Here is a 12,322-nt window from a genome sequence, read left to right as displayed (position 1 = left end):
TTCTTCATGCTCGGAAACTCCCCCAACCGAATGCAATACCTAGAGCAAACGATCGACTACCTCGGGCAAGAGGTTCGCCTCAAGATCCATCTAGAGATCAAGAAGGGACAAATAGCCACCCCACTCCACTGTGCCGTACTCGAGACCAGGCTAGGGCTCGTCGGCGTGGCCTCAAGCACCAGGGGACTCTGCCGATGCTCGTTCGTGAGCGATCGAGAGAGCTTCGCCCGAGAGCTCGCCGAGCATGCCCCGACGGCAGAGCTGCGCTTCGTCTCTCCAGGGCAATTCGCCCCCCTCATCGACCTCCTCAACGGGCAGGCGAGTAGCCCCATCGAGCTCAGCCTCCACCTCATCGGGACGGCCTTCGCCTGTAGGGTTTGGCTAGAGCTGATCAGCATCCCCACAGCGGAGGTACGTACCTATGCCGGGGTTGCAGCTGCGATCGGGCAGCCTAGAGCCACGAGGGCCGTAGGTAGTGCCGTCGGGCGCAACCCCATCGTCCCCCTCATCCCCTGCCACAGGGTCATCCGCTCGGATGGTCAGATAGGGGGCTACAGCGGCTTAGGTGGCCGAGAGCGCAAGGCTTCGCTTCTGGCTCTAGAGCGTTCGCAGGATAAATAATCGACGAGGTCTCGGAGCACCACTAGGGAGATCCCCATAGGATAGAGGGTGAGGAAGCAGTGGCCCCTCAGCAGAGAACTTAGACGAGATCGTCCTAGAGATCCAAGTAGGATCTCGACTGAGGTCTAGATAGGCGCGAAGGTGAGACTCAGATAGGAGCGCAGTGGAGATCCTATCTAGGTCTCGGGGCTGGTCTCAGTCTGCTCTGCACAGCAGCCCCTGGAGCAGTCCTAGGTCAAGCGCATAGTTTTTATATCTTTGCGATACGAATATCTTACTCACTTGTTCAGTTTATAATTCAATCAATGTCTCAGATACACAAGCAACCGAACTTCTTCGTTAGGGTCTATCGCTTCTATGCCAATGGCTTTCGTACACTCACTCCTATGAGCAAAACACTGTGGCTCATCATTGGGCTGAAGATCTTCATCATGTTCGCCATCCTCAAGGTCTTCTTCTTTCCCAACCACCTCAGGCAAGAGGCAGACAAGCAGAATGTAACCAACTCTCAGTGGGTGCAGCAGGATCTGATAGACCGAGGAGCAAGCTCCCCCACAAACGACTAACCAAAACAAATTATTCATCCAATAACAACTATTACTATGCACCTAGAGTCCTTAATTGACTGGTCAAGAGCTCAGTTTGCCCTCACGGCAATGTTTCACTGGCTCTTCGTACCGCTCACCCTCGGGCTGGGGATCATCATGTCCCTGGTGGAGACCCAGTACTACCGCACAGGCGAGGAGTTCTGGAAGAAATCAGCCAAGTTTTGGCAGAAACTATTCGGGATTAACTTCGCCATCGGTGTGGCGACGGGGATTATCCTAGAGTTCCAGTTCGGAACTAACTGGTCCAACTATAGCTGGTTCGTCGGTGACATCTTTGGTGCTCCGCTGGCTATCGAGGGTATCTTGGCCTTCTTCATGGAGTCTACCTTCATCGCTGTGATGTTCTTCGGCTGGGGTAAGGTGAGCAAACGCTTCCACCTGGCCTCCACTTGGCTCACCATCATCGGAGCAACGATCTCTGCAGTGTGGATCCTCGTGGCTAATGCCTGGATGCAGAACCCCGTTGGGATGACCTTCAACCCCGAGACGATGCGCAGTGAGATGTCGGACTTCTTCGCAGTAGCCCTATCCTCAACAGCGATCATCAAGTTCTTCCACACGGTTGTATCCTCTTGGAGCTTGGGAGCACTCTTTGCAGCAGGGGTATGCGCCTTCTATGCCCTCAAGCAGAAGAACATGGAGTTTGTACAGCGCAACTTCAAGATCATTGCTCCATTCGGCCTAATAGCTGCGATCCTCACGGCTACTACAGGGCATTCGTCTGCGGTCGATGTTGCAGAAAACCAGCCTATGAAACTCGCAGCCATGGAGGCTCTCTACGACACGAAGCAGAGCGAGAGCGGGGCTTACTCTTGCGCTGACGGTGAGGGGATCGGTCTGAGTGCCTTCGGCATCCTCAACCCCAGCAAATCTCGCCCAGATGACGGTGTAGATCCCTACCTGCTGAACATCGAGATCCCTCGTGGCCTCTCCTTCCTAACCGCCAGCGAAGGCAATGCTTATGTCCCAGGCATCAACAACATCCTCCGAGGCGACTACATCCTCAAGGATGGCACGAAGGCGATCTCCGTAGAGGAAAAGATGGCCCGAGGCAAGATGGCCATCAATGCCCTCAAGAACTTTAGTCTGGCCAAGCAAGAGAAGAACGAAGAACTCGCAGCCCAGCATCGAGCTACGCTCGAGGAGCACTTCCCCTACTTCGGCTATGGCTACTTCGACAGCCACTACGAGGCTGTGCCCAATGTGGCTATAGTCTACTACTCTTTCCGCATCATGGTCAGCCTCGGGGGGCTATTCATCCTCCTATTCGCCCTATTGAGCTGGTTCTCTCTACGTCAGAGGGGGGGGGAGCTGCTCCGTAAACGCTGGCTACTCTGGGCGAGTGTCCTCTGCACACCACTGGCTTGGGTAGCTAGCCAATCAGGCTGGATTGTGGCCGAGCTCGGCAGACAGCCCTGGACCATCCAGGATCTACTACCCGTGCGTGCTGCTGTCTCTAAGATCGAGGCCTCGTCGGTGATGATCACCTGCATCCTCTTCTTTGTCCTCTTCTCGATCATGCTCGTAGCTGAACTCAACATCATGCGCAAGGCCATCAAGAGCGGGCCCGATGCACACTAACCCTCCTCATCAACCCTAAATAACTTACATCACTATGAGTTACGCTTTTCTACAAGAATATTGGTGGTTCTTGGTGTCCGTACTCGGGGCTCTGCTCGTATTTCTACTCTTTGTCCAGGGGGGGCAATCGCTCTTCTTTAGCCTGGGCAAAGATCAGATCGACCGTAAGCTCTTGGTCAACTCCGTTGGACGCAAGTGGGAGTTCACCTTCACTACCCTCGTGGTCTTCGGGGGGGCATTCTTCGCCTCCTTCCCTCTATTCTACTCTACGAGCTTCGGCGGGGCCTATTGGGTGTGGATGCTCATCCTCGTGTGCTTTGTCATCCAGGCCGTCTCGTACGAGTACCAAAACAAGCATGGGAATATCTGGGGGAGCAAGGCCTATCAGATCGGTCTCTTCATCAATGGGCTTCTCGCCCCCATCCTCTTGGGGGCAGCGGTGTCTACCTTCTTTACGGGGTCAAACTTCACGGTCAATAAGGGAGCTATTGCAGATCTCTCTGGGGCTAGTCAGGTCATCTCGGCTTGGGTACCCTACCAGGGTATCCAGCTGCATGGTCTCGAGGCTGTCCTAAACCCTTGGAATGTGGTCTTTGGGCTTGCGGTATTCTTCCTCAGCCGCACGACAGCTCTGCTCTACTTCATCAACAATATCTCCGATGACAAGGTCGAGGGGGCCTCTCGCAAGCGTCTAGCCTGGAATGCAGCAGCTTTCCTCGCTCTTTTTCTTGCCTATCTAGGCTTCCTCCTGACCAAGGAGGGCTTTGCAGTTAATCCAGAGACTGGCGAGATCTTCATGCAGGCCTACAAGTACTTCAACAACCTCATCGAGATGCCTCTCGTGCTGGTGCTCTTCCTCGTGGGTGTAGTCCTCGTCCTCGTGGGCATACTACTGACTATTCTCAAGCCTGGCTTCAAGAAGGGGATTTGGTACGAGGGGGTTGGCGTGGTGCTCACAGCCCTAGCCCTCTTCCTCATCGCTGGGTGGAACAATACGGCCTTCTACCCCTCACTCGGGGAGAACCTCCAGCACTCACTAACCATCCGCAACAGCTCGTCCAGCGAGTTCACCCTCAAGGCGATGAGCATCGTCTCGCTGCTTATCCCCTTCGTGCTGGCCTATATGGTCTACGCTTGGCGTGCCCTTGACCTGCACAAGCTGACCCGCCGCGAGGTACAGGATCCTAGCGGACACAATTACTAGAGCTTCTAGACCTCTACTCCGTCTATGGATAAGGTAAGGGATGGCCCGATTGGGCCATCCCTTGCTTATTTGATATAGAGTAGTACAAGCCACCTGAGGCTTTCCCCTACCTACTCCCAAATGAAAAACTCCTCTGGGGCATTGACCAGGTAGAGCCGCTCCGTGGCTCGTGTGATCGAGGTATAGAGCCAGCGCAGCATCGACTGATCCATCGGCAGGAGCTTCATAAGGCCTAGATCTATGAAAACACAACGCCACTGTCCTCCCTGTGCCTTGTGTGCCGTTACGGCATAGCCATACTTCACCTCTAGAGCACCCCAGTAGGGGTCTCGACGAATGCTTCGCCTTCGCTCCGTAATAGACGCTATATGCTCATAGTCTAAAGCGATCTGCTCGAAGAGCTCCGACCGCTGGGCATAGCTTCGCTGTGGCTGCTCATCGCTGAGGCCAGAGAGCAGGATGCGAGCCTCTATCTCCCGATCTCGCTCGGGCAGTCTCAGCGTAGCATCGACAAAGCTGAGGCCATACATATCGTGGTACTTACGCAGGTGCACAATCTCGGCCTGCTCGCCGTTGGCGATGAAGTCTGAGCGATCTCTCCGCTCTGCATAGTGATAGTTGTTTCGGGCGACAATGAGCCTATCGCCACGCTCGAGAGCCTCCTCAAAGTCCAAGACTTGGGCCCTAATACCGAGGTTGAAGCTCAAGGCCCTCTTATTCGACGGAGTAACGACGAGGCACTCCTGCATCCCATAGCGTCTATAGGCAGAGTCTAGCTCATCGACTAGATCACAGCTAGAGACGAGTGATACCTGCCTCCGATCGAGCTGTCGCAGGTCGAGAGAGAGAGGGATAGGAGCATCACTAGGCTCATCGGCATAGGCCTGTAGCAGGGTTCGCAGATGAGTCGCTAGGCTCAGGATGGGCGATCCTTCCTCTTGGCGGACGACTTCTGTTAGTTCACATTCGTAGACCTTGAGGCCATACTTCGTCTGAAGGATCTCCGTATTCAGGGCATCGCTGAGCTCACACCCCACGGGAGGCAGCTGGGCAGCATCGCCCACGAGGACTACTCGAGTCCCCTCAGCCTGCCAAGCAAACGAGAGCAGGTCATCCAGCAAATCGCCCGAGCCAAAGGGAGACACCTCTCCCGTTGCCCCAGAGATCATCGAGGCCTCATCGACAATGATGAGGCTGTCAGCCTGGGTACTCGTCTCGAGACGGTAGCTGCCCCCTCGCTCGATCAGCTCACTAGCAGAGCGATAGATGCGTCGGTGTATCGTACTGGCCGACCGGCCCGTTGCCTGAGAGAGTTGCTTAGCTGCTCGGCCTGTCGTGGCCAAAAGCTCTAGGGGCATACTCGCCTCGGAGGCTGCCTCTGCGAGCAACCTCAGCAAGAAGGTCTTCCCCGTACCCGCATAGCCCCTAAGGACGAAGATGCTGTAGGGATGAGGGTCTTGAACGAAAGATGCCAATTGCTCGAGACAAGCCCTCTGCCCCGAAGTAAGTCCGTCAGGCTGGTTGTCCAAGAGATTAGCGGCACAGGTATATGATTTCATTCGACAATTATTGTATCTTTGCAAGGGTGAAATTAGTCTTTTCCCATAATAGTCTGTACATTTGAGGCCAATAAGCTCGAATTAACTTAATAACTATAGTATAGGATGAACAAAGTATTCATTGCCTTAGTAGCCATTGTGGCAGGTCTACTGGCTTACCTTACGTACGAAAGTGTTGCCACTCCCGTGAGATTTGACAAAGTGCAGATAGAGCGTGAGAAAGAGCTACAGAAGAAGCTCAAGAAGATCGCCAACTATCAAGATGCCTACGAGGACGTTTACGACCGCTTCGCCTCTCGTGAAGAGCTCACGGAGTTCCTGACTAGCGGAAAGCTCTACTACGTTAAGGCCGAGGGAGTGTATACCGACGAAATGCGTGAGAAGGGCCTCTCGGAGCAGGAAGCAGCCCAAAAGGGCCTCATCGTGCGCGACACTACTTGGGTGTCAGCCAAGGATTCTCTGCTCAAGGATGGTACAGACGTCGCTACACTCTTCAACGTACTCAACACCAACAACAAAATTAGTGTCGTAGCAGCTTATATCGAGCAGGTAGCAGGTCAGGATACTATCCAGGTGCCTGTATTCGAAGCGACCATCCCATTCGAAGCATACCTAGCAGACCAGGATCAGAAGCGTCTCGAGCTCAAGAAAGCAGAGCGTAAGAAGAAAGCGAACAGCTACGCAGGTCTTCGCATCGGTTCTCTCAAGGAGGTGAAGATGACTGGTAACTGGGAGTAATGTCGCAACTGCATAGCTCCGAGGCCATCATGCCATCGGCCCTCGAGGTTGAGCAATACTCTATGTCCATCCGACTTGCGTCGGATGGACTTGTTTTTGCCCTATCCCCTCTCCAGAAGGGCAGCCATTTGCCGACCCATCGAGAGGTCGTCCGAGTCGAGGCATCCGGGGATCTTTGGCGGCAGGAGCTTAGGGACGCAATCCTCCAACGTCCCCTCTTGCTACAGAGCTACCCCAAGATCCTTGTTTATTATGAGCCTAGTGCTGGAGTGCTCGTCCCTCAAGAGCTCTATGACGAGGGAGAAGCTGAGATTTGGCTGAGGAATATACTCACTCACCCCTGTGGGAGAGCTGACCAAGAGGCTTCGCTCTACGCCCTCTCTTATCCCTGGAAACAAGAAGGCAAGGTATTCGTACACTACTGGGATGAGGAGGTCTACCACTTCCTACAGCGCACGCTGCACAGCCCTAGCTTTGCCCCTTACTTTGCCCAACTCATAGATCGACGCAAGGCTCTCTCGAGGAGGGACGGTAGGGCCGAGCTGTGTGTCTTCGTCCGAAGGCGTGGCTTCGACTGCATCCTCGTTAGAGAGGAGGAGCAAGTCTTTTACAACAGCTTCGTCTTCGTAAGCCCCTTCGATGAGAAGAGCAAGGTGGGCGAGCTCCTCTACTATATCTTCGCCCTGTGGCAAGACCTCGGGCTCGATGCTGGGCGAGATAGCCTATGCCTCGTCGAGGCTGGCCTAGGGGAGAGCAATCGTCCTCTACCCTCTTGGAGATCTGAACTCAGGATCGAGCTTGGACGACGCCTCAGTTCAATGACCATATTAACTCACTCGGCACTCCCTTAACATATACTGGAGAGCACCTCGGACATTAGCCAACTAGCACTTATATAGAAATAATGAGAATTATCGGAGGCAAGCACAAGCGTCGTCTCTTCGACGTGCCAAAGAGCTTCAATGCTCGCCCAACTACAGACTTCGCCAAGGAAAACTTATTCAACGTCCTCGCCCACTACCTAGACTGGGAGGAGGTCGTAGCCCTAGACCTCTTTGCTGGTACAGGCAGTATCTCGGCTGAGATGCTCTCTAGAGGCTGCGCTCGTGTCGTCGCTGTCGAACAACGCCGAGAGCATGCCACCTTCATTCGCTCGGTAATAGAAAAACTCGGAGAGGGAGATAGGGCAAAAGTCCTACAGACTGATGTCCTGCGCTACCTGCGCATGCCTGGAGTGGCAGAGTTCGACTTCATCTTCGCTGACCCACCCTACAAGCTCGATCAGCTAGCCGATCTACCCGAGCTCATTCTCTCGTCGGGCAGGCTACGCCCTGGAGGGCTATTGGTACTCGAACACCCGGGTAACTATAGCTTTGAGGAGCACCCTCTATTCGTGGAGCATCGCAGCTATGGGTCGGTGAACTTCAGCTTTTTCGCCAAGGGATCGCCACAGGAGACAACAAGGAGATCCATCTAAAGTATCAGAGGGACTCTAGAAGAGAATAGATAAATACTGTCTAGAGATGGAGAGACCAAATAGAGGTAGGGTTAATAGCTCCTATTACAGGGTGATATTCTATGGTTTGTCCCCTCTCTATACTAGAAAAATATAGCTACCTTTGTAGCTCACATTAGTTAAACAACTAAACGAGAAAAAAGATAATGAGAACCAATCTAAGTTCACTCATCAAGCTCTCGGAAGTACCTGTTAGGTATTATCGACCAGCAAACGCTATCGAAGAGGCTGTACTGACCCGCTTCGAGAAAATCCCCACCACTATTGGAGAACATGACTTCGAGGCAGCTCAAGCCCTCGCCCACCAAATCGCAGAGGAAATCAAGGCTGCCCAAGACGCAGGCCACAAGTACCTACTGGGTCTCTCTGGCGGTGAATCGCCCGTAGCTGTCTACAAGGCCTTGATCGAGCTCCACAAGAGAGAGGGATTAAGCTTCGTCAACGTCGTGGCTGTCCTAGGCTATGAATACTATCCTCTCTCTGCCAATGCAGCTGTAGGCTGTCTAGCCAAGGTGAAGAACGAGTTCCTTGACCACATCGACATTAAGCCCGAGCATATCCTCGTTCCCCCTGCCACATGCTCTGTAGAGGCAGTGTCGGCCGAATGTGCAGCTTTCGAACGGAAAATCGCTGAGTTTGGTGGCATCGACCACTTCATCCTGGGCATCAGCTCTTCATCTGCCATTGGCTTTAACCCTCCTGGTACCACACCTAACACCTACACTCGTCTTGTGGCCCTAGATGCTACGGCCCGCAAGGAGGCAGCCAAGTCTATGTTCCACCACGTGGATGCAGTGCCTCGCAACGCTATCAGCGTGGGCCTAGGCACAATCCTAGCAGCGAAGAAGGCCTCACTAGTAGCCTGGGGTGATGTTAAGGCCAAGCAGATCGCCCTAGCCGTAGAGGGTCGCATGACAGACGCCATCCCAGCCTCTATTCTGCAGAATCACCCACATGCTCGGGTTTACCTAGATCTCGGGGCTGCCTCTCTGCTCACCCGTATCAACCATCCCTGGCTCGTTACGACCTGTGAGTGGAACAACAAGCTCATCCGCCGCGCTATCGTATGGCTCTGCGAGGTAACCGGCCTACCCATCCTCAAGCTCACTAATAAGCACTATACCGACAATGGTCTCGGTGAGCTGATCACAGAGTTTGGCTCTGCCTATGCTGTGAATATCAAAGTATTTAATGACATCCAACACACCATCACTGGATGGCCTGGAGGTAAGCCCAACGCAGACGATAGCAACCGTCCTGAGCGGGCAAACCCCTATCCTAAGCGAGTAATTGTCTTCAGCCCACACCCCGACGATGATGTGATCTCTATGGGTGGCACTTACCACCGCCTGGTGGAGCAGGGACATGACGTACATGTTGCCTATCAGACCTCGGGTAATATCGCAGTAGGGGACGAAGAGGTGATTCGCTACGCCCTCTTCCTCAGAGATATTGCCAAGAAGTATGGCGTAGAGAATGACCCTATCCTACAGAAGGCGGAAGAGATCCGAGAGTTCTTACAGCACCATAAAAATGAAAATGATCCAGAGCGCGAGGATGTTCGCTTCTTCAAGGGAACGATCCGTCGCGAAGAGGCTCGTACAGGTAGCTACTATGTAGGTCTACCTGATGATCACATCCACTTCCTAGACCTCCCCTTCTACGAAACTGGTACAGTCAAGAAGAGCGATCTCAGCGAGGTAGACATCAAGATCGTGAAGGAGTTCATCGAGAGCATCAAGCCTCATGAGATCTTCGTAGCCGGAGACCTAGCTGACCCTCATGGTACGCACAAGGTTTGCCTAGATGCTATCCTCGGGGCTATTGACACCTTCAAGGATGAGCCTTGGTATGCTGAGGACTGCCGTGTATGGATGTATCGTGGAGCTTGGGCTGAGTGGGAGATCGAGCACATCGAGATGGCTGTGCCCATGAGCCCAGAGGAGCTTCGCTTCAAGCGCAATAGCATCCTCAAGCATCAGAGCCAGATGGAGGCAGCTCCATTCCTCGGCGACGACGAGCGTCTCTTCTGGCAGCGTTCGGAGGATCGCAACAAGGGTCTTGCCGAGCTCTACGCTAGCCTTGGGCTAGCCAGTTACGAGGCGATCGAAGCCTTCGTACAGTACCGCACGGTACGCTAGAGAGCTTAGAGCATCAATAGCCTATCACTCATTAGCCCCACTCGGCCTTCTAGGAGGGTATCGAGTGGGGCTAATTGTTATTCAAAAACACACAACTATTTGTCTGTCAAGACAGAGGCCTGGGGGGGCTCTCGGGCGGGGGATTCAGAGCGAATGCTCCAGAGCTGAGAAGAGCTCCTCGGGAGTGATCCGTAGCCGCTCCATCTCAGTCTTGAGCTCGGGGATTGTCTCCTCGAAGAAGGTCTTACGCCGCTGAGCCAATATCTGCTCTCGAGCCCCTTCGGAGACAAAGTAACCCATGCCTCGCTGGGTATAGATGAGTTCCTGACGTTGCAGACGCTCGTAAGATCGGGAGATGGTGTTCGGATTGACCTCCATCTGCTCAGCGAGCTCCCGCACTGAGGGGATGCGCCCCTCGGCTATGAAGTCCCCCACAAGGATGCGGTCGCACACCCAGTCGGCGATCTGTACAAAGCCCATGGTGAGATGGTTGGTTTTCATTTGACTTGCAACTTTTTGAAACGATAGTAGATAGCAATGCTGAGGCCTATGACTAGGAGGGAGAAGAAGATGTTGTACATCCAGGCAAATTCGATCGGAGTAAGCCCTATACCCACCTCGTATGCAGGCCCACCTAATAGCTGAACGAGTAGCACAGGAATACCTACGAAGATCACTGCCGAAGTCATCAATAGGGCTGAGAGGACTCGGCGAAAATGTATGGCGGAGAAGGCATAGGCTAGGAAAATCGACAGTGGCATCAAAAAGGCAAGGATAGTACCTCGCTCGATCTCCCCGCCCTCCAGGGGCTTGGTAAACTCGGCAACGAAGTAGTTCCCCCCAAAAATTTGCGACCAAAGACTACCCTGCTGCAATGCCTGATGATTGAGCTCGAGAGCGATCGCCCCTATCGCGGCCAGGGCTACAAGGATAGCCAGGACAAGGACGACAAAGCTCTGCAAGGCTAGCGAGAGGAGCTTCTCCCCGATGGTTGCAGGCAGGAGCGTATAGGCCCCAGGCGTATGATGGCGTGTCTGTCGGTTGATCCCAACGATGTTGGAGAGGGTTGCAAGGATAGTAGCTAAGGCCAAAAAGATAGAGACCATGATGTAAGGCTCAGGGCCATAACCCAAGAGGTAATGATCCTGCCAATGGCGATAAGACCACTCACCGAAGAGCACGTCTACATGAGCGATAAACCACAAGAGGAAGAAGAGCAAGCCCAAGCTGATCAGGAGCGGACGGCGATAGACAGTCCAGCTCAGGCGGAGCAAGAGCCAAACTCGAGAGAGACTAAAGGTATTGTGGGGAGTCATAATCATATTCATTGATAGATGGATAACTAAATCTGAGTGGATTTACTTCACTTCTAGTGCTGCGAGCATGCGAGAGCGTTCGGCGACCATGGCATTGAAGAAGAGCTCCATGCTGAAGTTCCCCTCGGCCTCGTCATCTCTACGAGCAAAGACCCCGAGCTCGCCCATGATGCTGGGCTCGACGTACAGAGCCTCGAAACGGCTCTGTGGGGTCGTAGAGGCAAAGCTCAGATGACGTAGGATATGATCGATCGAGTAGTTTGCGATAATGCGATTGCCGTCGAGTAGAAGTAGGTGGTCAATGAGCTGCTCCAAATCTCTAACCTGATGGGTACTGATGATGATCATCTGCTCGGGGCTGGTGTAGCGAGCGACGACACGGCGAAAGATCGACTTGGACGGGATGTCAAGGCCATTGGTAGGCTCGTCCATCAGGAGCAGGGGGACACGCAGCGAGAGAGCCAGGGCGATGGCAGCCTTCTTCTTCTGCCCGAGGGAGATCTTGCCCAGATTCATCCCCCAATTGATGTCGAACTCCCCCATCAAACTATCGGCGATACGCTGATCGTAGGTTGGGTAGAAGGGGGCATAGCAGTCGAAGTACTCACGGATGCTGATCGAGGGCATCTGCACCTCCTCGGGCAGGTAATAGAGCTCTCTGAGCAGGCCTACAGGTCGCTCCTTGGGGTTCTTGCCGAGCACCTCGATCGAGCCCGAGGAGGCAAGCAACTGCCCAGAGATGAGTTTCATGAGGGTACTCTTACCCTCCCCATTACGCCCCAGGAGACCAACGACGCTACCCATAGGTAGCTCGAAGCCGATCTCCGAGAAGAGCTGCTTTCGGCGGCTATAGCCGAAGTTCACTTTGTCTAGCTTGATCATTTCTTTATATGAGTTAATTGACAAAATCAAATAGCGTACTAGTCGAGTAGTACACCGCAAAGGTAAGCACAAATTCGGAATAAACAATACCTCTGCCCTATTCATTCGCTATATCTCATCTTACGAGGGAAGGGAGTACATCGGAGGCAAAGATTT

At 53.6% G+C, this 12,322-nt stretch carries 12 protein-coding genes; 8 read left to right on the top strand and 4 right to left on the bottom strand.

From position 1 onward, the window contains the following. Positions 1 to 30 precede the first annotated feature (30 nt). The 4 genes from HQ37_RS05140 (at position 31) to HQ37_RS05125 (ending at position 4,014) form a co-directional block, all read left to right on the top strand. Complete coding sequence (locus tag HQ37_RS05140) at positions 31 to 621, top strand: methylated-DNA--[protein]-cysteine S-methyltransferase (protein WP_052080774.1); 591 nt, start codon at positions 31 to 33, stop codon at positions 619 to 621. 305 nt (positions 622 to 926) lie between these two features. Next, positions 927 to 1,187 (top strand): DUF4492 domain-containing protein, encoded by a 261-nt coding sequence (locus tag HQ37_RS05135; protein WP_036881246.1) that lies wholly within the window; start codon positions 927 to 929, stop codon positions 1,185 to 1,187. A gap of 36 nt (positions 1,188 to 1,223) precedes the next feature. After that, positions 1,224 to 2,810, top strand: a complete 1,587-nt coding sequence (locus HQ37_RS05130) for a cytochrome ubiquinol oxidase subunit I (protein WP_036881245.1) — start codon at positions 1,224 to 1,226, stop codon at positions 2,808 to 2,810. A gap of 34 nt (positions 2,811 to 2,844) precedes the next feature. After that, positions 2,845 to 4,014 (top strand): cytochrome d ubiquinol oxidase subunit II, encoded by a 1,170-nt coding sequence (locus tag HQ37_RS05125; protein WP_036881244.1) that lies wholly within the window; start codon positions 2,845 to 2,847, stop codon positions 4,012 to 4,014. A 110-nt stretch (positions 4,015 to 4,124) separates the two neighbouring features. Here HQ37_RS05125 and HQ37_RS05120 read toward each other — a convergent pair whose 3' ends face one another. Then, complete coding sequence (locus HQ37_RS05120; RefSeq protein ID WP_036881243.1) at positions 4,125 to 5,573, bottom strand: ATP-dependent RecD-like DNA helicase; 1,449 nt, start codon at positions 5,571 to 5,573, stop codon at positions 4,125 to 4,127. Positions 5,574 to 5,678: 105 nt separating this feature from the next. Between HQ37_RS05120 and HQ37_RS05115 the strand changes: the two genes are divergently transcribed. From HQ37_RS05115 to HQ37_RS05100, 4 genes are all read left to right on the top strand, one after another. After that, entirely contained in the window at positions 5,679 to 6,311 is a 633-nt protein-coding gene (locus HQ37_RS05115) for a hypothetical protein (RefSeq protein WP_036881242.1), read from the top strand. Next, a complete protein-coding gene (locus HQ37_RS05110) occupies positions 6,311 to 7,162 on the top strand; it encodes a DUF3822 family protein (RefSeq protein WP_036881241.1) in 852 nt (283 codons plus the stop codon). Before HQ37_RS05115 ends, HQ37_RS05110 begins: the two co-directional genes overlap by 1 nt. 53 nt (positions 7,163 to 7,215) lie before the next feature. Continuing rightward, positions 7,216 to 7,788 carry an RsmD family RNA methyltransferase gene (locus HQ37_RS05105; RefSeq protein ID WP_036881240.1) on the top strand — a complete coding sequence of 191 codons (573 nt, stop codon included), beginning with the start codon at positions 7,216 to 7,218 and terminating at the stop codon, positions 7,786 to 7,788. A 185-nt stretch (positions 7,789 to 7,973) separates the two neighbouring features. Then, entirely contained in the window at positions 7,974 to 9,968 is a 1,995-nt protein-coding gene (locus HQ37_RS05100) for a glucosamine-6-phosphate deaminase (RefSeq protein WP_036881239.1), read from the top strand. A 144-nt stretch (positions 9,969 to 10,112) separates the two neighbouring features. Here HQ37_RS05100 and HQ37_RS05095 read toward each other — a convergent pair whose 3' ends face one another. Genes HQ37_RS05095 through HQ37_RS05085 form a run of 3 tightly spaced genes read right to left on the bottom strand, consistent with a single transcriptional unit; the run spans position 10,113 to position 12,166 of the window. Next, a complete protein-coding gene (locus HQ37_RS05095; RefSeq protein WP_036881238.1) occupies positions 10,113 to 10,469 on the bottom strand; it encodes a GntR family transcriptional regulator in 357 nt (118 codons plus the stop codon). Next, positions 10,466 to 11,290: a hypothetical protein gene (locus HQ37_RS05090; protein WP_152566799.1), complete on the bottom strand. Its 825-nt coding sequence runs from the start codon at positions 11,288 to 11,290 to the stop codon at positions 10,466 to 10,468. The genes HQ37_RS05095 and HQ37_RS05090 overlap by 4 nt, the downstream gene beginning before the upstream one ends. A 36-nt stretch (positions 11,291 to 11,326) precedes the next feature. After that, positions 11,327 to 12,166: an ATP-binding cassette domain-containing protein gene (locus HQ37_RS05085; RefSeq protein WP_036881236.1), complete on the bottom strand. Its 840-nt coding sequence runs from the start codon at positions 12,164 to 12,166 to the stop codon at positions 11,327 to 11,329. Positions 12,167 to 12,322: the final 156 nt, after the last annotated feature.

Origin of the sequence: Porphyromonas sp. COT-239 OH1446, from assembly GCF_000768875.1 — a bacterium.
In the GTDB taxonomy this organism is placed as follows: Bacteria; Bacteroidota; Bacteroidia; order Bacteroidales; family Porphyromonadaceae; genus Porphyromonas.
The sequence above is the reverse complement of the archived record's forward strand: the minus strand, read 5'-3'. Positions and strand labels throughout refer to the sequence as shown.

Excerpts from the sequence above, each read along its gene's own strand:
- HQ37_RS05135 (WP_036881246.1), top strand. The coding sequence starts at position 927 with ATGTCTCAGATACACAAGCAACCGAACTTCTTCGTTAGGGTCTATCGC.
- HQ37_RS05130 (WP_036881245.1), top strand. The coding sequence starts at position 1,224 with ATGCACCTAGAGTCCTTAATTGACTGGTCAAGAGCTCAGTTTGCCCTC.
- HQ37_RS05105 (WP_036881240.1), top strand. The coding sequence starts at position 7,216 with ATGAGAATTATCGGAGGCAAGCACAAGCGTCGTCTCTTCGACGTGCCA.
- HQ37_RS05115 (WP_036881242.1), top strand. The coding sequence starts at position 5,679 with ATGAACAAAGTATTCATTGCCTTAGTAGCCATTGTGGCAGGTCTACTG.
- HQ37_RS05085 (WP_036881236.1), bottom strand. The coding sequence starts at position 12,166 with ATGATCAAGCTAGACAAAGTGAACTTCGGCTATAGCCGCCGAAAGCAG.
- HQ37_RS05100 (WP_036881239.1), top strand. The coding sequence starts at position 7,974 with ATGAGAACCAATCTAAGTTCACTCATCAAGCTCTCGGAAGTACCTGTT.
- HQ37_RS05125 (WP_036881244.1), top strand. The coding sequence starts at position 2,845 with ATGAGTTACGCTTTTCTACAAGAATATTGGTGGTTCTTGGTGTCCGTA.
- HQ37_RS05090 (WP_152566799.1), bottom strand. The coding sequence starts at position 11,290 with ATGATTATGACTCCCCACAATACCTTTAGTCTCTCTCGAGTTTGGCTC.
- HQ37_RS05110 (WP_036881241.1), top strand. The coding sequence starts at position 6,311 with ATGTCGCAACTGCATAGCTCCGAGGCCATCATGCCATCGGCCCTCGAG.
- HQ37_RS05140 (WP_052080774.1), top strand. The coding sequence starts at position 31 with ATGCAATACCTAGAGCAAACGATCGACTACCTCGGGCAAGAGGTTCGC.
- HQ37_RS05120 (WP_036881243.1), bottom strand. The coding sequence starts at position 5,573 with ATGAAATCATATACCTGTGCCGCTAATCTCTTGGACAACCAGCCTGAC.
- HQ37_RS05095 (WP_036881238.1), bottom strand. The coding sequence starts at position 10,469 with ATGAAAACCAACCATCTCACCATGGGCTTTGTACAGATCGCCGACTGG.